The organism is Aeromonas sp. MTB (assembly GCF_056632455.1).
On the sequence record NZ_CP147026.1, the window covers coordinates 2,771,701 to 2,795,389 of the forward strand.

Genomic DNA, 23,689 nt, shown 5'->3' on the forward strand with positions numbered 1-23,689 from the left:
CAATACGATATGACGCAAACTCTATCGTATGAGGCAAGGATGAATCAGCGTTCTGAACTTCGGCAGCTGCTCCGCCAACAAGTCAAACAGAAAAAAACAAAGACAGCCAAATCCCCTGAACACACTCTTCTATTGGTGCAAATTGCCTTGGCTCTGTTGCCACTCCTGACCGCTTGTATCTACCTGTTCGGTATGGCGCGGCATATGGGGTACTTAAGTGTGTTTCACGTAGATAGCGGTGAGTTCCCACTATCTACAGAGCAAAACTTGCTGATGGGGGTATTTAGCCTGGTCAGTAATACGCTACCACTTATCTTCTATCCGCTAGCAATCGTTCTCGCATGCATGGTGCTGGGTGCCTTAATTGCCTTGACGTTCAGACTGATAAAAGGGATCACTGAGCGGGTACGTGCCTACGGCATTCGCATAGGTAGCAGTGAACCAATGATTCGATTCTATAAGGTGGCGTTTAAATACTCTATCGAACCGCATGAGTCAAAATGGCTTGAAGATATATTTGATGTGATTTTCACTTGGTATTTTCGCTTCCTCTACGTGTTTATGACCTGTGCAATTGTCTTTGGATTGGCATCCGTCAGCTATCGTGATGGTGAAGAGTCAGCCAATCAACAAGTTGAAAAAATGAAACAGGGGCCTCAAGATTTTGCTGAACATCTCATCTACGCCAAGCATCCGGAAGGTATCTCTGCCGTTCGTATCGTCTGCAACGCAACCTATTGTGCCTTCTGGACAGAGAAAGATGGCACCATATACCTGCGTCATGACCAGATTGATAGCGTGACGATCCCCCCAACCAGCGACGAAAAAGCAAGTTGCTCCCCGTTAGGCAAATTGGATAAGGTCCCGACAGTGCGGTGGGCTGAGTGGGCTGGTACGCCGACTTTATCAAGCTCGACACCTTGCATTGACATTATGCAAAAAAAGACATAAATCACCACCGCAACGTTTAGCCCAAGCTGTTCCCCATCTGCACCGAGAGCCAAGGGCTATAGGTGGTAAAAAAATAAGGCCCATCAGGGCCTTATTTTTATTGTTGTAGTCTTCTGTCTATGCGTCTTTGCTTTGCTAATTCAAGTTTTTTGGGCTCAGTATAAAGCCTTTCCAATAAAGCAATCGTAAAATCAATCAAATCGTCAACATCCGCCTTTGAGAGAATTCCATCGTGAGCACCATCATTACCATCATCTTTAATACATTCAGCCAAATCCTCCAACCCAGTAGGTAAATGCTGATTAGCGAATAGCCATTCCATTCTTAAACCGAGACTTCGTCTTATTTTAGCTGGAGGTGTTGTTAGGTCTGCAGGAAGAAATGACTTTGTCGCTTTATCCAAACATAACCTAAACATAGTTGCCGCTGCGTTATAACAACCAATTGAATAACATTGAGCCCCTTCGTTGAAGTTTGTTTCAATTTCTTCTGGAACAAACTCAGGTGATATAAAAACCTCTTCGGGCTTAATACAGACAACTGAAATTTCTGACAAATATGCAGTCACATTGCCAGAGCCTCGGCCATGAATAACTTCGTTAACATACGGATTTACCGACGCTTCAAATATAACCGACCTAGCACAGTTCCTGCATACACAAAACAACTCTGACTTTTCACTTCTACCATTTTGATTCATAGCCAAAATAGATAGCGTCGTGTGCTTTAAATAACATCTCGGACAATCACCAATCATTTCAGCCATTGCTCTTCCTATCGTCATGTGCCTATTTTACAACAGCAAATAATATGTGATTTCATTAAGAAAAACTATGCTACCCATCCCAATTTTATAGCCGATGTTACCGCTAGTGTATCTACCGTAGACACACTTACAATTCCTCGCCATCCCCGCCATTGCCCAAAACAATGGCCCCATGCAACCGACCCCAACCGAACTCAAACGCCTGATCGACAACCTGATCCGCATCGGCACCATCACTGCCGTGCGATCCGGGGAATGTCGCGTCAAAACTGGCGACATCATCACCAACTGGCGGCCCTATACCACAGAACGGGCCGGAGCTAACCGTACCCGCCACCGCCTGAGCCTGGGCGAGCAGGTGATCCTGCTCTCCGTCAGCGGCGATCTACGCAATGCCTATATCGTCGGCCGCCTCAATGCTGACAGCTTCCCCGAGCCGTTGGCCGAAGATGACAACCCGGATCTCGATCGCACTGAATACAGCGACGGCGCCGTCATCGAATACAACCCAACAACCGGTGCACTCAACGCCACCGGCATCAAACAGGCCACTATCGTCGCCAGTGTCAGCGTGACTCTCGATACCCCCAAGACCATCTGCACCAACCAACTGCAGGCCAAGCGCCTCACCTGTGACACCGCCAAGGTGGGCGACATCGAGGTGACAGAGCACGGCCACAAAAACGTGCAGCCGGGCGATGGCCAATCAGGGGGCCCGGTATGAACTGGCTCGGCATGAATGCTGCCAATGGCCGCGCCATCAGCGCCACCGACCACATCATTCAGTCGGTGCGCGACATCCTGATCACCCCGGTGGGCTCGCGGGTGATGCGCCGTGACTACGGTAGCGAGCTCTTTTACCTCATCGACATGCCCCAGCATCAGGCCACCCGCCTGCGCCTGATGGCCGCCACGGTGCAGGCCCTTATCAACTGGGAACCGCGCATCACCATCACCCGCGTCGATGTGCTGGTCGGCGGCATGGATGGTGCCCTCACCATCGAGCTCACCTGGCAGCGCAAAGATGGCGGCGTGCTGGAGTCTGCAACCATCCCCATTCCTACAGGAGCCGCCCAGTGAGCAATGTAGACCTGACCCAGCTCCCGCCACCGGAAGTCGAGGAAACCCTCGACTTTGAGGCCATCCTGGCCAAGCGCAAAGCCACCCTGATCAGCTACTACCCGGCAGACCAGCAGGCGGCCATCGCTGCCACGCTGGAACTTGAATCAGAACCGCTCAACAAGCTGCTGCAGGAGAACGCCTACAACGAAATGATCCTGCGGGCCCGCATCAACGATGCCGCCAAGCAAACCCTGCTCGCCTTTGCCAGTGGGTCCACCCTTGACCATGTGGCCGGTGAGTACGAACTCGAACGCCTGCTGGTCACCCCGGGTGACCCCAACGCCACCCCGCCCATCGAGCCGGTGTATGAATCTGATGACCGCCTGCGTATGCGCTGCCAAATGGCTTATGAGGGCATGGCCACGGCGGGCCCGATCAATGCCTACAAGTTTCACGCCCTCTCGGCCAGTGCCGAGGTGGCCGATGTCGCCGTCGATAGTCCCACCCCGGGTACCGTCAGAGTGACCATCCTCTCACCGGCAGGCCAGCCGAGTGCCGACACCCTCAATCTGGTCGAGCAGGCCCTATCTGCCGAAGACGTTCGCCCGCTCTGCGATCTGGTGGCGGTCGAACCGGCCCAGCTCAAACTCTATGCCATCGATGCCACCCTCAACGCCATCGGCCTAGGTAAAGCGCAGGCCATTGCCGCCGCAAAAGATGCCATGGCCAAAACGGCCGCCGCTTACTACCGGGTCGGGACCACAGTCCCGCTTTCCGCCATCTATGCCGCCCTGCACCAGCCGGGGATCGACAGCGTTACCCTGCGCGCGCCGCTGACCGATGTCACCTGCAGCGAGCAGCAGGCCGCCAAACTCACCACCCTCCACCTCGACTAAGGACACCACCATGGCAAACGCCCTCTATGACAAAGGCCGCGAAAAGTTTCTCACCGGCGCCATCAATGCCAGCGCCGACACCCTCAAGTGTGCCCTGCTCAAAAGCACCTATTCACCGACCCTTGCCAGCGACGAGTTTTACAGCGGGATCTCGGCCCATGTGGTCGGTACCCCGCAGACCCTCACCAGCAAAACCGTGGCTGCTGGCGTGCTCGATGCGGCCGATGTCACCTTCACCGCCGTGCCAACCGCCAACGTTAACTACTGCGCCATCTACAAAGACACCGGCAACGCCGCGACCAGTCCGCTGATCGCCCTGTTCGATACGGCGGCGGGCCTGCCGGTCAGCACCAACGGCGGCGACATCATCATCGCTTGGGATAACGGCCCCAATAAGATCTTCAAGCTCTGATGGCAACCCTCTATCCCGTCTGGCGCGGGTCACTCACCTATCACGACGGCACCCTGTCACATGACGGGGCAGCTCTCTATCGGGGCACAGTGCAAGGCCCGGATGATCCAGCGCCAAAAGCCATTGCCGGGGTCAGAGTTGGCCTGACAGTGGCAGGGATAGAAGCGGGCCAAGTCGGGATGGCATCACTCATTCAGCGCGCCAAGCCAACTGGGATCAGCCAGTTTGCAGCCGAGGCCAACAAGCTGACCAGCCGCGCCAAGGCCATCGCTATCAGCGATGGCGCACAGGGCGCTCCGGTAACGACCATCCGGGCCACAGTTGCAACAATGGGCGATCTGCTCGCCATGGGGGCGGCTGACATGTCGACACAGATAACCCTTGTCGGGCTTGATGCGGGAATGGTCGGTATGGCGGGAGTCAGAACCCGGCTCGGTACCGGCGGATTACCCCCGGATGCCATTGAGGCGCCGACCATTCAGCGACGGCTGGCTCCGGCAGGGCTCGATCTCGGCGTCATCGGCAGCCACAAGGCCAAGGTGCGACAGACCATCGGTGATCTGGCTGACGGTCAGCAAGGTGCGCTATTGCTGAAAACCAAACTGGCGCAGGCGGCAACCGCCTTTACCGGCGCCATGGGCACACCGATCGCCAAGTACGCCCAGATCATCTACCCGATGGCGCCAGCTATGCCAGCAGCAACCCAGCCAGCCCTGACCATCGCCCTGGCACACGATGGACTAGCGCCACCATTGGTAGGCCCGTTCACCACCATTGCTCGCTTGGCGACCCAAGGGGTCTATGCCGGTGGCATGGGGTCGCACAAGGTGCATCGCCTGCCACTGGCAACCCCGGCAACCCGGGATCTGTTGCCCCCTCTGCAACCCGTCTGGAGCACCTGACCGCCGCCGCGCTGGCCTGCAACCTGACACCAGAAGTCATTACCTCCACCCGCTTTGCCGACACCTGCCCGGCGCCGTTGCTGCCCTGGCTGGCATGGGCACGCTCGGTGGACTGGTGGGAACTGGCGGAATCGGAAGACCAGCAGCGGGCGCTGATCAAAGCCTCGTTCAGGTTGCATCAGCGCAAGGGAACCCCATGGGCCATCAAGGAAGCACTGAACGTGCTGGGCTTTGGTGACAGCACCATCATCGAGCGCGCCACCGGCCGCCGCTATGACGGCACCCTCAGCTACAACGGCAACGAACCCCACGGCGACCCGACACGCTGGGCAGTCTATCGGGTCATTCTGACCCGCCCGGTCACCACCGAACAGGCCAACCGCATCAAGCGCCTGTTGGCAGAGATGGCCCCGGCCCGCTGCCACCTCTCTGCACTCGATTACACCCGGGCGCCCGTTACCTACAACGGCGCCGCAACCTACAACGGTAACTACAACCACGGAGCCTCGTGATATGGCGAATTTACAAGAGGTCGTCAGCTGGGAGGCTGGCATCTACCAACTCGAAACCGGTGATCCGGTGCTGGGCGGCCCGGGCGGCATCTCCAACAAGCAGGCGCAAGCGCTGGCCAACCGTACCGCCTACCTGAAAAAACACGTCGATGATATCGAAGGGGGCAACACGGCGGCGGGCAAGGCCAACAAGCTCAGCACCGCCCGCAATATCGCCCTGGTTGGTGATGTGACCGGTCAGGCGGCATTTGATGGCAGCGGCAACATCACCATCACCGCCACCTATAAAAACTCAGGAGTGGTGGCGGGCACCTATCGCTCGGTCACCGTCGATGCCAAGGGCAACATCACCGCCGGCAGCAACCCCACCACCCTGGCGGGCTATGGCATCACCGATGCGGTTTCATCAACGCAATATGCCACTGAGGCAACGAGAGGCATCGCGCCAGTAGCCACCCAGGCAGAAGTGAATACCGGCAGTGACGACACTAAATTCGTTACCGCCAAGAAATTGTTTGCATGGGTTAAACAGGCATCAGAAACCGTGCTTGGCATGATGAAGGTAGCCACCCAGGCGCAGACTAACGCTGGAACCGCTGATGATGTAGCCATTACCCCCAAAAAACTACTGGGTGGCTTCACCATCAGCCTTGGGCCGACTGGTTACATTATCCTGCCAACATGGCTAGGTGGACTGATATTTCAGTGGGGCATTCTGACAACTGAAACCGCTGGGAAAGCGATTGTCACATTCCCGGTCGCTTTTCCAACTGCCTGTGTAAACGTCACTATCGGTGACACTACAGCAAATGAATCAAACGGCAACATCTGGGCGGCACAAGGGGCTAGTAGAACAGGGTTTATTGGCATAGTCAGAAATATAGCTGGTGCCCCAGTTTCGGACGGCGCCTATTACTTTACTATCGGATACTGAGGTCTTTTATGAAATATGCCGCGTCCACAAATGGTATCTATCGCCAAGGGGTCAACTATCAAGACCTGCCAAATGACTTGGTGACATTAAACGATCAACAGGTTGCTGATATTGAAAACGCGTTGGCCAAGGGATTGCGTATAGTACCAGATGATAATGGGCTCCCTATTATTTGCGCCCAACCATCATTGACCACTGCAGACCTAATCGATATGCAAATCAAAATGCAAACGGATGAGTTACGGTATGCTTCTGACCAGATGGCTCCATTGCTTTACCTTGAGTCAATCCAGCAGTTAACAGCATCGGAAGCCACAAAACTGAGTGAATTTAGGCAATACAGTGTGGAGATAAGTAGAGTCCAGCAGCAACCGGGTTGGCCAAGCCATATCACTTGGCCAGTCAAACCAGGCTAACCCCTCATCTCATCACTCACCCCGCCTTATGCGGGGTGTTTCGTTACTGCCGCCCATCCCCCTATTGTCACCGCCTCTCCAGTGTATCCACGCCAGATACACTGGCCGCCGCTCGCCTGCGATCCCCTGCCCCTGCATCCTGACCCTGTTCACATCACCTGCATTACCTACGCAAAGAATGCTCCGTCAGGACAACAGGAGAACCTATGGCACTGGACCAATTCCACCACGGCGTGCGCGTCGTCGAAGCGACCGATGGTGCCCGCACCATCCGCACCGTCGCCACGGCGGTGATCGGCATGGTCTGCACCAGCGAAGACGCCGACGCCACCTACTTCCCCCTCGACAAGCCTGTGCTGATCGCCAACCTGCCGGCGGCCATCGCCAAAGCGGGCAGCGAGGGGAACCTGAAACGCTCGCTGCAAACCATCTATGACACCGTCAACACCATCGTTATCGCCGTGCGTGTGGCCAAAGGCGCGGATGCGGCAGCGCTGACCAGCAACATCATCGGCACCATCAAGCCCGATGGCAGCTATACCGGCCTCAAGGCGCTGGAGCGGGCCACCCCGGCCACCGGCGTCAAGCCGCGCATCCTCTGCGTGCCGGACAACTGCACCCTGCCGGTGTCCACTGCGCTGGCGGGCATGGCCAAGAAACTGCGCGCCTTTGCTTATGTACCGACCATCGCCGAGACCGTCGAAGCCGCGCTGGCCTACCGTGAAAACTTCTCCAGCCGTGAGCTGATGCTGGTGCATGCCGACTGGACGACGTGGGACGTTGCCGCCAATGCCAGCATCAAGCTCGATGCCTGCCTCAAGGCCGCCGCCATGCGGGCGCTCATCGACAAAGAGATTGGCTGGCACAAGACCCTGTCGAACGTCGGCGTGACCGGGGTCGATGGCATGACCAAAAACCTGTTCTGGGATCTGCAAGACCCCGACACCGAGGTCGGCCTGCTCAACGCCAACGAGGTCACCGCCCTGATCCGCTCTGACGGCTTTCGCTACTGGGGCAACCGCACTTGCTCCGATGATCCCCTGTTCGCCTTCGAGAACTACACCCGCACCGCCCAGATCCTGGCAGACACCATGGCAGAGGCGCACATGTGGGCCAACGACAAGCCGCTGCACCCTTCCCTGGTCAAAGACATCGTCGAAGGGATCAAGGCCAAGGGCCGCGAGCTGGTGAACGGCGGATATTTGCTCGGGTTTGACTGCTGGTACAACGAGGAGCTCAACGACAAGGACACCCTCAAGGCGGGCAAACTGCGCATTGATTACAACTACACCCCGGTGCCGCCGCTCGAAGACCTCGGTTTCATCCAGCGCATCACCGACCACTACCTGATCGACTTCGGCGCCCGCGTCGCGGCCGCAGCATAAGGAGCCCCCATGGCACTGCCACGCAAACTCAAACGCCTGAACGTCTTTCTCAACGGCGAGAACTGGGTGGGTGAAGCGGAAGATTTCACCCCGGCCAAATTGACCCGCAAGTTTGAAGCCTATCGCGGCGGCGGCATGGGCGGCGCCGTCAACATCGACATGGGATTCGATGACAGCGCCCTCGATGTCTCGTTCACCTTCGGCGGCTATGGCGAGCCCCTGCTGCGCTGCATGGGGGAACCCAAGGCCGACGGCACCATGGTGCGCTTTGCCGGCTCGGTACAGGGCGACGACACCGCCGAGGTGGTACCCGTCGAGATCATCTGCCGTGGCCGCTTCAAAGAGCTCGACCGCGGCACCCTCAAGGCCGGTGACAACTCCCAGGCCAAGGTCGGCATGGTCAACACCTACTACAAGGAGACCATCAACGGTCAGGTAATCCATGAAATCGACCTCATCAACATGATTGAGATCGGCCCCGATGGCGTCGACCGCATGGCCCAGCACCGCAAAGCCCTCGGCCTCTAACCCCTTATCTCATCCAATGGGCGGTCCTTATCCAACCAAGGTCCTTATCCAACCAATAAGTGCCGCCCTCACCACATCACCAGGAACCGACACCATGGAAAACAAAACCGTTACCCTCGACCAAGCCATCCAGCGCGGCGACACCACCATCACCGAGATCCAGCTGCGCAAACCCAAGGCGGGCGAAATGCGCGGCCTTAATATGACCGATGTGGTGCAGATGGACGTCAACGCCCTCACCAAACTGCTGCCCCGCATCACCACCCCTATGTTGACCGAAGCCGAGATCGGCAACATGGATCCGGCTGACCTGATGCAACTGGGCAGCGAGGTAAGCGCTTTTTTGGTACCGAAGAGAATGGCCTACCTCATTGCGTAGACGAGGTGATGGCCGATCTGGCCATCATCGCCCACTGGCCGCCATCCGAAATGGCAGCCATGGAGATCAGCGAGCTGATGGGCTGGCACCAACGCCTCGTTGAGACTCACAACCGCATCAACGGGGCAGAACAACAATGAACCCTCTCAAACTTCAAATCCTGCTTAACGGGATCGACAAGCTCACCGCTCCCCTCAAAGCAGCCAGCGGCCAGAGCCGCATCACCGCCAAAGACCTGGTCGACACGAAGAAGCGCATCAAGGAGCTGGAAGCCCAGAGCGGCCAGATTGATGGCTATCGCACCCTCGGCCAGCAAATCGGTGCAACCCGCGCCCAGCTGACCCAAGCCCAGCGCGACGCCCAACAGATGGCCCAGCAGTTTGCCAAGGTGGAGCAACCGACCAAGGCCATGTCCCGCGCCATGGAGCAAGCCAAGCAGAAAGTGCGCGACCTCTCCCAGCAAGAGCGGGAAATGGTCGCCCGTCATGGCAGCCTGAAACGGGCCATGAGCGAGGCAGGCATCAACACCAAACAGCTGGGCCAACACCAGCGCCAGCTCAAGAGCGATCTGGCCGCAGCCAACAGCCAGCTCGACCAGCAGCGGGCCAAGCTGGGCCAGCTGGCCGACCAGCAAAAGCGCCTCAACCAGATCAAAATCAACTACGACAAAACCATGTCTATGCGCGGCACTCTGGCGGGCTATGGCGCTGCGGGCATGGCCACCGGGGCCGCCGCCATCTACAAGGGCACCAATATCGCGGGCAAGGCGATGGGCTTTGATGTCGATATGTCCAAGGTGCAGGCGATCACCCGGTTGAGCAAAGAGAGCCGCGAACTGGCCGCCCTGCGGGCTCAGGCACGGGAGCTCGGCGCCAATACCGCCTTCACGGCGGGCGAAGCGGCGCAGGGTCAGGGCTTTCTGGCCATGGCCGGTTTCACCCCCAAGGCAATCCGTGACGCCATGCCCGGGGTGCTCGATATCGCCAAGGCGGGCGGCGTCGAGATTGCCGCTGCCGCTGACATCGGGTCCAACATCCTGACCGGCTTCAAGCTGCCGGCCAACCAGATGACCCGCTTGGGGGATGTGATGGTCGGCACCTTCACCCGCGCCAACGTCGACTTGCAGATGCTGGGCGAAACCATGAAATACGTGGGGCCGGTAGCCGCAGGGCTCGGGGTTGACCTTGAAACTGCCTCCGCCATGGCGGGCAAGCTGGGGGATGCAGGGATTCAGGGCAGCATGGGCGGGACAGCCATCCGTGCCATTCTCGGCCGTTTGGCCTCCCCGCCCAAGGCCGCGAATGATGCGCTGGCCGCCCTCAACGTCAAGACCGCCGATGCGGCGGGCAACCTGCGCTCGCTGCCAGATATCCTGGACGAGCTCTACAAGAAAACCAGCAAGATGGGGGACGCCACCCGCTCGGGCTACTTCAAGGCCATCGCCGGCGAAGAGGCATTCGCCGCCCTGACCGTGCTGACCGAGCAGGCCGGTTCCGGCAAGCTGCAGGAGCTGATCGCCACCTTGAAGCAAACCCAGGGGGAAGCGGGCAAGGTCGCCAAGGTGATGGCCGATAACGCCATCGGCGACCTGGACAACCTCACCTCCGCCTGGGATGACGTAGGGATCCAGATGATGGAGACCGAGAACGGCCCACTGCGTGGCATTATCCAGCGCGTCACCGAGATCATCCAGGTAACTGGTGACTGGATGCGGGCCAACCCAGAGCTGACCTCGACCCTGACCCGTATCGCGGCGGTCACCGCCGTAACGGCTGCCGCTGGCGGGTCGCTGCTGCTGATTGTGGCTGGTCTGCTGGGGCCACTAGCCGCCATCAAGATGGGGCTTTCAACCCTGCTGGTTTATGGCGGCCCACTGCTGACCTTCATCAAGGCGCTGACCATGGGCATGGTCAGGCTCGGGATTGCCATGCTCACCACCCCGATCGGCTGGTTCATCATGGGGATTGTGGCAATCGCGGCCGGGGCCTACCTGCTCTACAAAAATTGGGATGGGGTCACCAAGTGGTTCAGCGACCTATGGGCCCAGTGCAAGGCCCCTGCTCTCGCCTTCTGGGAACTCCTGAAAGAGCTCTTCTCATGGACCCCCATCGGCATGCTGATCATGCACTGGAACGAGATCTGGGCCTTCTTCGATACCCTGCCTGCGGGCGCCGCCAACAAGGGTAAGGCCATCATCGACGGCCTGATTGGCGGCATCAGTGCCAAGTGGGAGAGCTTGAAGAACAAGATCAAAGCCCTCACCGACCTGCTGCCGGACTGGATGAAGGGGGGCGGCTCGGTCACCACCAACGTCAATCCGTCCGGATACCTCACCGGTAACTACAACACCCCTGCCATGGCGGGCGGGTCGGGTTACGGCCCGCGTATCGTCACCCCGGTGCGGCCTGTAGCCAGAGGCAACAGCACCACCCAGATCCACGCCCCGATCAGTATCACCCAGCAGCCGGGACAATCCGCCACCGATGTGGCGCAAGAGGTGCGCCGCGAACTGGACCGACGCGAACGGCAGGCGGCTGCCAGTGGCCGCGCCTCCCTGACCGACCGCAACTAAGGAGCAACCACCATGATGATGACCTTGGGCTGGTTCGTGTTTATGCGCTCGACCGTGGCCCCGCAATCTCAACAAGACGAAAAATCATGGCGCCACCCGGGCAATAACCGGGTCGGCGCCCGCCCCTCATATCAGTACCTCGGGCCAGATGACGAGCTCAGTCACTTAAGCGGGGTGCTCTATCCAGAGCTCACCGGCGGGCCCGTATCCCTCGACATGCTCAATAGCATGGGCGACAGCGGCCAAGCCTTCCCCCTGATCCAGGGGGATGGCGTGATGCGCGGCTCGTTCGTGATAGAGGGGATCAGCACCACCCGCAGCGAGTTCTTCCAGGATGGCAGCGCCAGAAAAATCGAGTTCAGCATCAAGCTCAAGCGGGTCGACGACAACGACAGCTCCCTCGGCAATACCTTGCTCGGGCGCACCGCGGGCAACCTGCTCGGTCGATTGGGTGTTGGCAAGCTGCTGAACACCGTAGGCGGCAAACTCGGGGGGCTGCTCTGATGGGAGCATTCGACCTGTTCGGTACCCGCCTGGCTGAAAACCTTGGTATCACCAGCCAGCTGGATGCCCTGAGCCAGCAGCATCCGGCGCCCGCCTATCAGGTACTGGTCGATGGCCGCGATGTCTCGGGCACCCTGCGCCCACGCTTGATGCACATGACCATCACCGATAACCGTGGCTTTTCGGCCGATACCATCGAGATCGCCCTCGATGACAGCGACGGCAAACTGGCCATGCCGCGCCGTGGGGCCACCCTTCAAGCCAGCATTGGCTGGCAAGGCGGCCCCCTGGTCGATAAAGGCACCTTCAAAATTGACGAGGTGGAGCATGGCGGCGCGCCGGATGTGCTCACCATCAGGGGCAAGTCGGCAGACCTGCGCGGGGGCATGAACAAACTACGCGAGCGCAGCTGGCACTTCGAGACCATCGGCGCCATCGTTGAGCAGCTGGCCGCCCGCTATGGCCTGACACCGAGCGTTGGCGACGCCTTCAAGGGGATGGTGATCGACCACATCGACCAGACCAACGAGAGCGATCTGGCCTTTCTCACCCGCTTGGCCACCGAGCAAGATGCCATCGCCACCGTCAAATCTGGCCGCCTGATGTTCATCAAGGCGGGCAACGGCACCACCGCCAGCGGTAAGCCACTGCCGGCTGTCACCATCACCCGCCAGGACGGCGATCAGCACCAGTTCTCGGTGGCAGACCGCGACGCCTACACCGGTGTCATCGCCTACTGGCAAGACAACAAGGCCGCCGAGAAGAAGAAAATAGAGGTGAAGCGCAAACGGAAGACCAAACCGAAAGAGGAACGGCCATTACCGCCTGGAGTGGTGGTCAACAAGAAGGAAAACGAGCTGCTGGTTGGTGACAGTGAGAACGTCAAGGAGCTGCGCCACGTTTACGCCAGCCAGAGCAACGCCATGCGGGCCGCCCGGGCTGAGTGGGAAAAGCTGCAGCGCGGCGTGGCAGAGTTTCAGATCACCCTGGCCAAAGGCCGACCAGAGCTCTACCCGGAGCAACCCACCACGGTGAGGGGATTCAAACCGCAAATCGACGAGGCCGAATGGCTACTCACCCAGGTCGTTCACGACCTCACCGACCAGGGCTACACCAACCGCTTGCAACTCGAAGTGAAACTGGCAGAGCTGCCGGAATAAATCTGTGTGGATCAAATGTGGACACTGAAGAAAAAGAAAAAGGCCACTATTTCTAGTGGCCTTTCGTAACTCTTTGATTTTAATGGTGCCCGAGGCCGGAATCGAACCGGCACGACGCGAACGTCGAGGGATTTTAAATCCCTTGTGTCTACCGATTTCACCACTCGGGCACCGCAATCGGTATCAAGCTCGCGTGGCGGGCTTGTCAATATGGAGGCACGTTCCGGAGTCGAACCGGACTAAACGGATTTGCAATCCGCTGCATAACCGCTTTGCTAACGCGCCATGCAAAAGAGAGCTTGCTCTCTATTGTCTGAATTTGGAGCGGGAAACGAGACTCGAACTCGCGACCCCGACCTTGGCAAGGTCGTGCTCTACCAACTGAGCTATTCCCGCACTGGTCTGGCTGACTGCCTGACTACGAGGACGCATTCTAGCGATGTTCCTCGTCCAGTCAACCAGAAATATTTAATTACCTGATCGTTCGGGCATTTTTTGCCCTTTTTGAACAGTTTTAGCGCCTTTGCTCATTTCCTGTCTCAAATCAGCGGAAACCTCACCTTGCGGCGCAAGTGACTCACATGTTGGCGTGGTGGGTCAAATCGCCCCAGGCGGCCTTCATGTACTGGAACATCGACCAGAAGGTGAGCACGGTAGCGACATAGAGCATCACATAGGCGAGCCACACCATCCAGACGTTGTATTGCCAGATAAGACCGGTGAGTGACACCATCTGGATCATGGTCTTCCACTTGCCAATCCAGCTGACCGCCACCGAGGAGCGTTTGCCGAGCTCGGCCATCCACTCACGCAGGGCGGAGATGATGATCTCGCGGCCAATCATGGTCATGGCGGGGATGGTCACCCAGATGGTGTTGTAGTGTTCGACGATAACCACCAGTGCGGCGGCGACCATGATCTTGTCGGCAACCGGGTCAAGGAAGGCACCAAAGGCGGTGGACTGATTGAGCTTGCGAGCCAGATAGCCATCAAACCAGTCGGTGGCAGCGGCCAGAATAAAGACAATGGCGGCAGCCAGATAGGACCATTGATAAGGCAGATAGAACAGGATGACGAAGACGGGAATGAGCAAAATCCGGAAAAACGTCAACAGGTTAGGTATGTTTGTCATTATTTTCAGCCACTTCTTGTACGTCGCTACATAGTGCGCCAAAGCCGATTTGCGATGCAACCGCACTGGCGCCCGTCTTGGTCTTTTTAATCCATCAATCTTCTCAAAATGCGAGGGCCATTATGGCATTTACGGCCCCCCCGCGTCACGGCTCTTGTGCATCAAGGAGTTAGCGATTTTGCCATGCCGCTAACCCTGCTCAGGCGCTGTGCAAGCCATCGTGGATGGTCTGGGCCAGCTCCTGACTGATGCCGGGTACCTTGGCCAGTTCATCCACGCTCGCCTTTTTGACCTCCTGCAGGCCGCCCAGATATTTGAGCAGCGCCTGCCGCCGCTTTGGCCCCACCCCCGGAATATCCTCCAGCGTGCTGCTGGTGCGGGCCTTGGCCCGTCTGGCACGGTGGCCAGTAATGGCAAAACGGTGAGATTCATCGCGAATATGCTGAATAAGGTGCAAAGCGGGCATATCTGCCGGCAAATGCAGCTCTTCGTGGCTCTCCCCCATGATGAGAGTTTCCAACCCCGCCTTGCGGGTGACCCCCTTGGCAATCCCCACCAGCAGCGGATATTTACCGCCGAGAAACTCCAGCTGACGGGCCAGGATCTCTTCGGCGCGGCGCAACTGACCGAGGCCACCGTCAATAAACAGCACGTCCGGCACCTTGTCCGGCTCCTGCTGCTTGCCAAAGCGGCGCTCCAGCGCTTGCTCCATCGCCGCGTAGTCATCACCGCCAGTGATACCGTCGATATTGAAACGACGATATTCCGATGAGAGCGGCCCCTCCCGGTTGAACACCACGCAAGAGGCCACGGTGCGCTCCCCCATGGTGTGGGAGATATCGAAACACTCCATGCGGGCGATGGGGCGCTCCAGCTCCAGCAGCTCTTCCAGCTGGTCGTAGCGGGCGGTGATGGTGCTCTTGTGAGCCAGCCGCGAGCGCAGCGCCGTCTCGGCGTTGATAGAGGCGAGCTTGATAAAGCGGGCCCGTTCGGCGCGAGTTCGGCTCACCACCCGCACCTTGTAACCGGCGGTCTGGCTCAGGGTCTCGGCGATGACGCTCTCGTCCTCCAACGCCACGTCGAGCAGCACCTCGCTCGGGATTTGCCGTCCCCCCTGCCCCGACAGATAGAACTGCAGCAGGAAGGATTGCACCACCTCGTCAAGCGGGGTGTCAGCCGGCACTTTCGGGAAGTAGCTGCGCGAGCCGAGCACCTTGCCCTGACGGATAAAGAGCACGTGGATGCAGGCCGCACCTTGCTGGAAGGCGACCCCCACCACATCCAGCTCGTCCAGCACGTTGCCGCTCACCGACTGCTGTTCGGTAACCCGGCGCAGCGCCAGGATCTGATCCCGATAGCGGGCTGCCTCTTCAAAGCGCAGATCGCCGCTGGCGGACTCCATCTTGCCCACCAGCTCGCCAATCACCTGCTGGTTCTTGCCCGCCAGAAACAGCTTGGCCAGCTCCACCTGCTGGGCATATTCGGCTTCGCTCACCAGTCCAGGAACACAAGGGCCAGCGCAACGCTTGAGCTGGTAGAGCAGGCAGGGACGGGTGCGGTTGGCATAGACCGCATCCTCGCACTGGCGTACCGGAAATATTTTCTGCATCAGGTGCAAACTCTCGCGCACCGCGCCACCAGAGGGGTACGGGCCGAAGTACTCCCCCTTCACCTTGCGGGCACCGCGATGGACGCCGATGCGTGGATGCTGGTGCGCAGTGATGATGATCCAGGGGTAGGATTTGTCGTCCCGCAGCAGCACGTTATAACGGGGCTGGTACTGCTTGATGAGATTGTGCTCGAGGATCAGCGCCTCAGTCTCGGTGTGGGTGACGGTGACCTGGATATCGGCGATCTGGCGCACCAGGGTGCGAGTCTTGATGCTGTCGACGTTGGTGCGAAAGTAGGAGGCGAGCCGCTTTTTCAGATCCTTGGCCTTGCCCACGTAGATCACGGTGCCACCGCTGTCATACATGCGGTAGACGCCACTCTGATGGGTGACGGCGCTCAGAAACGCCTTGCTGTCGAAGAGAGGTTCGGGAGAGAGGGTCATCAGCTACTCGGCTCACACAAAGGCAAAAATTGACGGGCAGAGCATACTGCCCTCGCCGCCCGAAAAGCAAAGGGGCAGAAAAGCAAAAAGGCGGCACTCGCCGCCTTTGTGACCACACGCCACCCGATTAGAGGGTATCGGCATCCAGCATGCCATAGCGAATGGCCAGATGGGTCAGTTCCACGTCACCGTTGATCCCCAGCTTGCTAAACAGCCGATAGCGGTAGCTGTTGACCGTCTTCGGGCTCAGGTTGAGCTGCTCGGAGATATCGGTCACCTTCTGCCCCTTGGTGATCATCATCATGATCTGCAGCTCGCGCTCGGAAAGGGACTTGAAGGGATTCTCGTCAGCGGAGGCAAACTGGCTGAGGGCCATCTGCTGGGCAATCTCCGGGGAGATGTAGCGCTGACCGGAGTGCACCAGCCGGATCGCCTGGATCATCTCGTCAGGGGCAGCCCCCTTGGTCAGGTAACCGGCGGCGCCTGCCTGCATCACCTTGGTGGGGAACGGATTTTCTGAATGAATGGTCAGCACTATGATGCGCACATCGGGACGGATCCGCAGAATTTTGCGGGTCGCTTCCAGACCACCAATACCCGGCATGTTCATGTCCATCAGGATCACGTCCGGATGGTGTTGGCGACAGAAAGTGACTGCAGTCTCGCCGCTCTGTGCTTCGCCCACCACCTTGATCCCTCGCACATCTTCAAGAATGCGTCTTATCCCTGTACGCACCAGCTCATGATCATCGACCAGGAATACATTTATCACCCAAACACCCCGTTTTATCTCGTTTTAGCCGCCCGGTTAGGGTTAACAGGGCGTCTTGCATCATAACCAAACTCGTCGCTTTGGCAAACCATGCACGCCAAAAGTTTGAGAAAACCCATGTTTAGCGTTTAAAATCAAATAATTATATAAAATTTCAAAACAAAAAACGGTGCCTTGCGACACCGTTTTTCATGACGTTAGTGCTGTGGCCATCACTTGGCCAAAAAGGCGCGCACCTTCTCCAGATCGGCCTGGGTATCCACCCCGACCGGCGGCGCTTCAAGGGCCTGGGCGACGTGGATCTTCTCCCCGTACCAGAGCACCCGCAGCTGCTCCAGCGCCTCGACCTGCTCCAGCACGCTCGGCGCCCAGCCCACATAACGCTGGATAAAGCCGGCGCGATAGGCATAGATACCGATATGACGCTGGTAGTGGTCACCAATCTGCTCATGGCTCTTGGCAAAGCGATCCCGATCCCAGGGAATGCTGGCGCGACTGAAGTAGAGGGCGTAGCCATCCTTGTTAGTCACCACTTTCACTGCGTTCGGGTTGAACGCCTCTTCGGCATCCTGGATCGGCACCGACAGGGTCGCCATCGGCGCCGTGGCAGCGGCAAGATTGTCCGCCACTTGACGAATGATGGCGGGCGGAATGAGCGGTTCATCCCCCTGCACATTGACGATGATGGTATCGGCGGCAAAGCCGTAGTGACGGCACACCTCGGCCAGACGCTCGGTGCCGGACTGGTGATCCGGTGAGGTCATGCACACCTCGACGCCGGTGCTCTGCAGTGCCTGCTGTACCCGCTCGTCATCGGTGGCAACGATCACCCGATCGGCCCCCGATTGCAGAGCTTTCTCCACCACGTGCTGCACCATGGGCTTGCCATGGATATCCGCCAGCGGCTTGCCCGGCAGACGAGTTGACGCATAGCGGGCAGGAATGACGACGACGAAACTCATGACGGCAGCTCATCGCTGTTGAGCGGACGGGCACGGTTCTCCAGTAGTACCGGGATCCCCTCTTCCAGCGGATAGGCCAGCTTGTCGAAGCGGCAGACCAACTCATGAACTGCTTTGTTGTAATGCAGCTTACCCTTGCAGACCGGGCAGGCGATGATGTCGAGCAACTTGATGTCCAAAGCCAAAACGATACTCCTTCAACGATGTCGCGCTGGCGGCTTCATCACGCCAGCGATGGATGTCGAGCAACCAGCTATTCCATGCGGGGCATACTCCCCCCTGCTCCCCCGCCGAGGCGAGAGAGATTAATCTTGCGCCTTGGTCGCGCCCTTCGCCTTCGCCCCCAGCTTGTGCAGCAGGGCATCGAGCAGGGAGGCGGGCAACTCGGCGCTGACCGGCAGATACCACCAGTTTTCGAGGGCAAACGGACGACACTTGACCGCATCCTTCTCGGTCATCAGCAGCGGCTTGCTGGCAAAGCGGCCCACCAGCTCATCCCGATCGAAGGGGTGATGATCGCCGTAGGCGGCCTGCTGATCCAGCTGGTAGCCGAGCCCTTCCAGGGTGGCAAAGAAGCGGGGCGGATGACCAATCCCCGCCAGCGCATCAACCGGCCCCGACAAGGGGGCGGCCAGCGGGGCATCGTCGCGCACCCGGCGCGGGGTGTCGGCGACCAGTTGCATGGGGTACTCCCCCTTGCCCGGCTCGCCGCCGTTGCAGATGATGGCGTCCACCCGTTTGAGCCGGGTAACCGGCTCGCGCAGCGGCCCCATCGGTAACAGGCAGGCATTGCCGAAACGGCGCGCGCCGTCCACCACCACCAGCTCGATGTCGCGGGCCAGCGCATAGTGCTGCAGACCATCGTCGGTGATGATGATATCCACCTCACCGCTCTGCTCCAGCAGTCGTACCGCGTCGGCCCGTTTCGGGGCAACCACCACCGGACAGCCGCAGCGCCGGGCAATCAGCACCGGCTCATCTCCGGCCTGCGCCGTGGTGCTGGTCTCATCCAGCCGATAGGGGTAATGGGGTGCCTTGCCACCATAACCACGGCTCACCACCCCGGGTCGATAGCCACGGGCTTGCAACTGCTCCACCAGCCAGACCACCACCGGCGTCTTGCCGTTGCCCCCCACCGAAATATTGCCCACCACGAGCACCGGCAAGGAGGAGCGATACCCCTTGCGCCAGCCATGACGATAGGCGTAGCGGCGACTGCCGCTAATGATGGCGAACAGCAGGGCAAAGGGGGCCAGCAACCAGCGCCAGCCACTCTTTGCATACCAGAGCCGTTCCAGCATCAGGCCTTGCTTCCCGCGTTGCCAAACTGAATGGCGCGCAGCTGGGCATAGGTGCCGCGCTGCTCCATCAATGCTTCGTGGTTGCCGCGCTCGACGATATGGCCTTCGTCGATCACCAGGATCTCGTCCGCCTTCTCGATGGTGGAGAGACGGTGGGCGATCACCAGCGAGGTACGCGCCTTGCAAAGCTCGTCGATAGCCGCCTGAATGTGGCGCTCGGATTCGGTATCGAGGGCCGAGGTGGCCTCATCCAGCAGCAGAACCGGGGCATCGCGCAGCAGAGCGCGCGCAATGGCAACACGCTGGCGCTGACCACCGGAGAGGGATGCACCGTTCTCGCCAACCACAGTGTCATACCCGTTGCTCATCTTGCTGACGAACTCGTCGGCGTGAGCAATACGAGCGGCCTGCACGATCTGATCGCGGCTGTATTTGTCTTCCGCCGCGTAGGCGATGTTGTTCGCCACCGAGTCATTGAACAGGTGAACATGCTGGGAGACCAGCGCGTACTGCTTGCGCAGCTCGCTCAACTTGTATTCGCGGATGTTGATGCCGTCCAGCAGGATCTCGCCCTGATCGATGTCGTAGAAGCGGGTCAACAGGCTGGCAATGGTACTCTTGCCAGAGCCGGAACGGCCCACCAGCGCCACCGACTTACCCGCCTCCACCTTGAAGCTGACGTTGTGCAGCGCCGGGGTGTCCTTGGTCGGGTAGGTGAAGGTGACGTTGCGAAACTCGATCTCGCCGCGAGCACGCTCCAGAGTGCGGGTGCCGGTATCCTGCTCCGGCTCGGTGTCGAGCAGGCCAAACAGGCTGTGGCAGGCAGTGATGGCCCGCTGGAACTGGTTGTTGACGTCGGTCAGGCTTTTCAGCGGCTTGAGCAGCATCATCATGGAGGTGATCATGACGGTAAACGTACCGGCAGTCAGCTCGCTGCGCACACTGTCGATGGTAGCTACATAGAGGAAGGCAGCCAGCGCGATGGAGGCCACCATCTGCACCACAGGGCTGCCGATGGCATCAGCCGCGACCATCTTCATGGTCTGCTGGCGCATGTTGTTGCTGACCTGGAAGAAGCGTTTCTCTTCCACCTTCTGGCCACCAAACATCAGCACCTCTTTGTGCCCTTTGAGCATCTGCTCAGTGGAGGTGGTGATATCCCCTACCGCCTGCTGGATGTGACGGCTGATCTGGCGGAAACGGCGGCTGATAAGGCCGATGATGACCCCCACCAGCGGGCCAACCACCAAAAAGATCACCGACAGCTGCCAAGAGTGCCAGAACATCAGGCCGAGCAGACCGACCACGGTCGCCCCTTCCCGCACCAGGGTCACCAGCGTGGTGCTCGCCGCCGAGGAGACCTGACTGGCGTCATAGGTCACCTTGGAGAGCAGATGACCGGTGTTCTGACGGTCGAAGAAGCTCATCGGCATTGCCACCATGTGATTGAACACCTGCTGTTGCAGACGCATCACCACGTGGTTGCCGACCCAGGCCATGCAGTAGTTGGAGAGAAAGTTGGCGACACCGCGCAGGGCTACGATGCCGAGGACGAAGAAGGGCATCCATTTCAAAACGGTGCTGTCGTTGCCATTGATGCCCTGATCGATCAGCGGCTTGATGGAGTAGACAAAGGTGGTATCCACGGCGGCGTAGCCCAGCATCCCGATGATGCCACCGACCAGGCCCAGCTTGCGATCACGGACATAACCGAGCAGGCGTTTGAATACTGGCCAGCTCTCTTGTGAGGTTTCTTGTTGCATGAATAGCCGTTAGTAATGGAAATGACGGGCTATTCTAGCCAAAGCGCAGGCTTACACCAAGCGCCGCCACCTATATCGCATGCCTACACGGCAGAAATGGCCGATTATTGCTCAAACCACACTCGCGGTCGCCACCACTCACCACTGCGCCGGTACCAGGGCCCCACATCTCGCTCGGCGGTGACGCTCAAGCCCGCTGCGGTGGGTTCAACCAGCATCGCCCCTTGCTGACCGGTGATCCACTGGCGGGCATCCCGATAGCGGGCCACCACATCGGGACGGGGAAAGCCCCACTGATTCATAAAACCGGCGCTGTGGATCACATCCTTTGCCGCCACCGCCGCGACAAACGAGGGTGTGGAGGAGGTGCGACTGCCATGATGGGGGCTCACCAGCAAGGTGCTGGCCAACCCCTCCCCCTCCAGCGCCACCAGTCGTTGTTCGGCCTGCCGTTCGATATCGGCGCTCAGCAGCACGCTGCGCTGCCCATCGCTGATGCGCACCACGCAGCCATCGTTATTGCGCCCGCCACCGGGGTGTTCTGGCCAGAGCACTGCAAACGAGAGCCCCTGCCAACGCCACTGTTGCCCACGCTGGCAGAGCGTCGTTCTCTCACTAAAAGGGTAAGAGGAGAGCTCGTAGCGCACCGGCATGGCGCTGAGCAGTCGCTTGCGATTGCCGGCATGGTCCCGATCCTTGTGGCTAATGATGAGGCGATCAATCACCCGGATCCCCAGATGGCTTAGCTGAGGCAGGATCACCGCATCCGCCATGTTGTAGCCTCCGGGATAACGATCGCCGGTGTCATAGAGGATGGCACGCTCCCCCTTGCTGATCAGCACCGCCAGCCCCTGTCCCACATCCAGCACCCGCAGTTGCCAGCGGGCAGGCGTTGGCCAGAGCGCCAGCAACAGCGCACACAGACCCGGTAGCCAGAGCCAGCGTGCCGAGCGCCACTGCGCGGCGAACCAGAGCAGCAACAGCAGGGTGCAAAGCGGCAGCCACCAGCCGGGCAGTGGCCACCATAGTTGCAGTTGATCGGCCAGCCAGTTCAGGATCGTCAGCACCCACCCGAGCCCCAAATCCGCCAGCCAGAACAGGACATAGGCAAGAGAGGTGGATAGCGGCGCCAGCAGCACACCGATCAGCGCCAGCGGGATGATGGCGATACAAAAGAGCGGCACCGCCAACAGGTTGATCACCATGGCAAGGGGTGCTATCCCCTCGAACAACGCCAGTTGCAGCGGCAGCAGACCAAGCAGCAGCCAGAGCTGGATCTGCCAGAGCCCCGGCTTGTCGTGGACATATCCCACCAGCAGCAAGATGGCCACCGCCAGAAACGAAAGCCAGAGGCCGGCCGAATAGAGGGCGAAGGGATCCCAGAGGGTCAATACCACAAAGGCCCACAGCCAGATGCGCCAGGCCGGCCACTCTCGCCGGCTCCAGCGCAATACACTCCACACCAGCACCATGATCAGAGCCCGTTCGGTGGCCACCGCAAATCCGGCCAACGCGCTGTAGACGGCGGCAAACAGCAGGGAGGTGATGATGGCGCCGCGCAGACCAAACAGCCTGCCCAGCCACCACCCAAGCACCGCCACCAGCGCGATGTGTTGCCCTGAGATGGCGATGATATGGGTCAGGCCGCTGCCGCGAAACAGCTCCCACTGGGCATCCGTGATGCCGCTCTGCTCGCCAAAAGTGAGCGCCGCCAGCAAGGGGGCATGGTCAAGCGGACGCCAACTCTCGGTCGCGGCCCCCAACCAGCGTTCACGCCAACCCGCAGGTGCCTGTTGAATATCTATCACCCGACGCAGATTGCCAGTGGCGGTGATCCCCTTGCCCAGCAGCAGACGCCGCCCATCCAGCCCCGCCTCGTTGGCAAGACCGTGAGCCGGTTTCAACGAGGTCACCAGGGTGATCCGGCTGCCTACCGTCATGGCGGGTAATGCCTGATAGGCATTGACCCGGATCAGGGGCTCAGGTGTCACCGGTTGCTCGTCGAGGGTGCTCACCCGCAGCAGCAGCCGGACAAATTTATCCCCCTCGGGCTCTGCACTTTGCAGCTGTGCGGTTATCATGTGGCTCGTCTGATCGCCCAACCGCTCCAGCCAGGCCAGCCGATAGGCAAGATTGGCCTGCATCCAGAGGATGCCGAGCAGGAGAAACAGCCACCGCCAGGCACGGCAATATGCAAGGGGGATCAGCAGGGACAGCAACAGGCCCCCCCATGCGAGTGAAGGTAACCATGGCCAGAGCAGTGAGGAGCTTGCCCCCAGGGCAAACGACAACAGACGCAGATCCATGGAGCAAGTATTTAGCAAGGT

The 23,689-nt window shown here is 59.4% G+C and carries 25 protein-coding genes and 3 tRNA genes; 16 read left to right on the top strand and 12 right to left on the bottom strand.

What is annotated here, in order from left to right:
- Window positions 1–39 precede the first annotated feature (39 nt).
- The gene (locus WBR25_RS12645) at window positions 40–951 is read left to right on the top strand and encodes a hypothetical protein (RefSeq protein WP_479748134.1); all 912 of its coding nucleotides are present in this window, start codon (window positions 40–42) and stop codon (window positions 949–951) included.
- Between the two features lie 97 nt (window positions 952–1,048).
- On the opposite strand, the gene WBR25_RS12650 is transcribed toward WBR25_RS12645, so the two are convergent.
- Window positions 1,049–1,717 (bottom strand): DUF4145 domain-containing protein, encoded by a 669-nt coding sequence (locus tag WBR25_RS12650; RefSeq protein WP_479748136.1) that lies wholly within the window; start codon window positions 1,715–1,717, stop codon window positions 1,049–1,051.
- A gap of 172 nt (window positions 1,718–1,889) precedes the next feature.
- On the opposite strand from WBR25_RS12650, the gene WBR25_RS12655 reads away from it, so the two are divergent.
- From WBR25_RS12655 to WBR25_RS12725, 15 genes are all read left to right on the top strand, one after another.
- Window positions 1,890–2,441 (top strand): phage baseplate assembly protein V, encoded by a 552-nt coding sequence (locus WBR25_RS12655; RefSeq protein WP_479748137.1) that lies wholly within the window; start codon window positions 1,890–1,892, stop codon window positions 2,439–2,441.
- A complete protein-coding gene (locus WBR25_RS12660; protein WP_479748139.1) occupies window positions 2,438–2,797 on the top strand; it encodes a GPW/gp25 family protein in 360 nt (119 codons plus the stop codon). Before WBR25_RS12655 ends, WBR25_RS12660 begins: the two co-directional genes overlap by 4 nt.
- Window positions 2,794–3,675, top strand: a complete 882-nt coding sequence (locus WBR25_RS12665) for a baseplate assembly protein (RefSeq protein ID WP_479748141.1) — start codon at window positions 2,794–2,796, stop codon at window positions 3,673–3,675. Before WBR25_RS12660 ends, WBR25_RS12665 begins: the two co-directional genes overlap by 4 nt.
- A gap of 10 nt (window positions 3,676–3,685) precedes the next feature.
- On the top strand, window positions 3,686–4,087 hold the full coding sequence (locus WBR25_RS12670; protein ID WP_013723883.1) for a hypothetical protein: 402 nt from the start codon (window positions 3,686–3,688) through the stop codon (window positions 4,085–4,087).
- Window positions 4,087–4,989, top strand: a complete 903-nt coding sequence (locus tag WBR25_RS12675; RefSeq protein WP_479748142.1) for a hypothetical protein — start codon at window positions 4,087–4,089, stop codon at window positions 4,987–4,989. The genes WBR25_RS12670 and WBR25_RS12675 overlap by 1 nt, the downstream gene beginning before the upstream one ends.
- A 23-nt stretch (window positions 4,990–5,012) precedes the next feature.
- Window positions 5,013–5,501 carry a phage tail protein I gene (locus tag WBR25_RS12680; protein ID WP_479749909.1) on the top strand — a complete coding sequence of 163 codons (489 nt, stop codon included), beginning with the start codon at window positions 5,013–5,015 and terminating at the stop codon, window positions 5,499–5,501.
- 1 nt (window position 5,502) lies between these two features.
- Window positions 5,503–6,435, top strand: coding sequence for a gp53-like domain-containing protein (locus tag WBR25_RS12685; RefSeq protein WP_479748143.1), 933 nt, complete (start codon window positions 5,503–5,505; stop codon window positions 6,433–6,435).
- Between the two features lie 8 nt (window positions 6,436–6,443).
- The gene (locus tag WBR25_RS12690; protein ID WP_129503777.1) at window positions 6,444–6,851 is read left to right on the top strand and encodes a tail fiber assembly protein; all 408 of its coding nucleotides are present in this window, start codon (window positions 6,444–6,446) and stop codon (window positions 6,849–6,851) included.
- 206 nt (window positions 6,852–7,057) lie between these two features.
- Window positions 7,058–8,236 carry a phage tail sheath protein gene (locus WBR25_RS12695; RefSeq protein WP_479748145.1) on the top strand — a complete coding sequence of 393 codons (1,179 nt, stop codon included), beginning with the start codon at window positions 7,058–7,060 and terminating at the stop codon, window positions 8,234–8,236.
- A gap of 9 nt (window positions 8,237–8,245) precedes the next feature.
- Window positions 8,246–8,764 (top strand): phage major tail tube protein, encoded by a 519-nt coding sequence (locus WBR25_RS12700; protein ID WP_479748147.1) that lies wholly within the window; start codon window positions 8,246–8,248, stop codon window positions 8,762–8,764.
- A 94-nt stretch (window positions 8,765–8,858) separates the two neighbouring features.
- On the top strand, window positions 8,859–9,143 hold the full coding sequence (locus WBR25_RS12705) for a phage tail assembly protein (RefSeq protein WP_013723889.1): 285 nt from the start codon (window positions 8,859–8,861) through the stop codon (window positions 9,141–9,143).
- An 8-nt stretch (window positions 9,144–9,151) separates the two neighbouring features.
- A complete protein-coding gene (locus tag WBR25_RS12710) occupies window positions 9,152–9,283 on the top strand; it encodes a GpE family phage tail protein (RefSeq protein ID WP_019445431.1) in 132 nt (43 codons plus the stop codon).
- The gene (locus WBR25_RS12715) at window positions 9,280–11,715 is read left to right on the top strand and encodes a phage tail tape measure protein (RefSeq protein WP_479748148.1); all 2,436 of its coding nucleotides are present in this window, start codon (window positions 9,280–9,282) and stop codon (window positions 11,713–11,715) included. Before WBR25_RS12710 ends, WBR25_RS12715 begins: the two co-directional genes overlap by 4 nt.
- A gap of 12 nt (window positions 11,716–11,727) precedes the next feature.
- Window positions 11,728–12,219 (top strand): phage tail protein, encoded by a 492-nt coding sequence (locus WBR25_RS12720; protein ID WP_108541149.1) that lies wholly within the window; start codon window positions 11,728–11,730, stop codon window positions 12,217–12,219.
- The gene (locus WBR25_RS12725; protein ID WP_479748150.1) at window positions 12,219–13,379 is read left to right on the top strand and encodes a phage late control D family protein; all 1,161 of its coding nucleotides are present in this window, start codon (window positions 12,219–12,221) and stop codon (window positions 13,377–13,379) included. The genes WBR25_RS12720 and WBR25_RS12725 overlap by 1 nt, the downstream gene beginning before the upstream one ends.
- Window positions 13,380–13,462: 83 nt before the next feature.
- On the opposite strand, the gene WBR25_RS12730 is transcribed toward WBR25_RS12725, so the two are convergent.
- From WBR25_RS12730 to WBR25_RS12780, 11 genes are all read right to left on the bottom strand, one after another.
- A tRNA-Leu gene (locus WBR25_RS12730) sits at window positions 13,463–13,549 on the bottom strand.
- A 41-nt stretch (window positions 13,550–13,590) separates the two neighbouring features.
- Window positions 13,591–13,664, bottom strand: a tRNA-Cys gene (locus tag WBR25_RS12735).
- Window positions 13,665–13,699: 35 nt separating this feature from the next.
- Window positions 13,700–13,775, bottom strand: a tRNA-Gly gene (locus WBR25_RS12740).
- A gap of 181 nt (window positions 13,776–13,956) precedes the next feature.
- Window positions 13,957–14,511 (bottom strand): CDP-diacylglycerol--glycerol-3-phosphate 3-phosphatidyltransferase, encoded by a 555-nt coding sequence (gene pgsA, locus WBR25_RS12745; RefSeq protein WP_429106777.1) that lies wholly within the window; start codon window positions 14,509–14,511, stop codon window positions 13,957–13,959.
- A gap of 199 nt (window positions 14,512–14,710) precedes the next feature.
- The gene (gene uvrC / locus WBR25_RS12750; RefSeq protein ID WP_139741431.1) at window positions 14,711–16,564 is read right to left on the bottom strand and encodes an excinuclease ABC subunit UvrC; all 1,854 of its coding nucleotides are present in this window, start codon (window positions 16,562–16,564) and stop codon (window positions 14,711–14,713) included.
- 127 nt (window positions 16,565–16,691) lie between these two features.
- Window positions 16,692–17,336, bottom strand: a complete 645-nt coding sequence (gene uvrY, locus WBR25_RS12755; protein WP_005337448.1) for a UvrY/SirA/GacA family response regulator transcription factor — start codon at window positions 17,334–17,336, stop codon at window positions 16,692–16,694.
- A 212-nt stretch (window positions 17,337–17,548) separates the two neighbouring features.
- On the bottom strand, window positions 17,549–18,298 hold the full coding sequence (gene kdsB / locus WBR25_RS12760; protein ID WP_429106778.1) for a 3-deoxy-manno-octulosonate cytidylyltransferase: 750 nt from the start codon (window positions 18,296–18,298) through the stop codon (window positions 17,549–17,551).
- Window positions 18,295–18,483 (bottom strand): Trm112 family protein, encoded by a 189-nt coding sequence (locus WBR25_RS12765; protein WP_005347033.1) that lies wholly within the window; start codon window positions 18,481–18,483, stop codon window positions 18,295–18,297. Before WBR25_RS12765 ends, kdsB begins: the two co-directional genes overlap by 4 nt.
- A 120-nt stretch (window positions 18,484–18,603) precedes the next feature.
- A complete protein-coding gene (gene lpxK, locus WBR25_RS12770; protein ID WP_429106779.1) occupies window positions 18,604–19,599 on the bottom strand; it encodes a tetraacyldisaccharide 4'-kinase in 996 nt (331 codons plus the stop codon).
- A complete protein-coding gene (gene msbA, locus WBR25_RS12775) occupies window positions 19,599–21,362 on the bottom strand; it encodes a lipid A ABC transporter ATP-binding protein/permease MsbA (RefSeq protein ID WP_075115539.1) in 1,764 nt (587 codons plus the stop codon). The genes lpxK and msbA overlap by 1 nt, the downstream gene beginning before the upstream one ends.
- Window positions 21,363–21,466: 104 nt before the next feature.
- Window positions 21,467–23,668 carry a DNA internalization-related competence protein ComEC/Rec2 gene (locus WBR25_RS12780; RefSeq protein WP_429106780.1) on the bottom strand — a complete coding sequence of 734 codons (2,202 nt, stop codon included), beginning with the start codon at window positions 23,666–23,668 and terminating at the stop codon, window positions 21,467–21,469.
- Window positions 23,669–23,689: the final 21 nt, after the last annotated feature.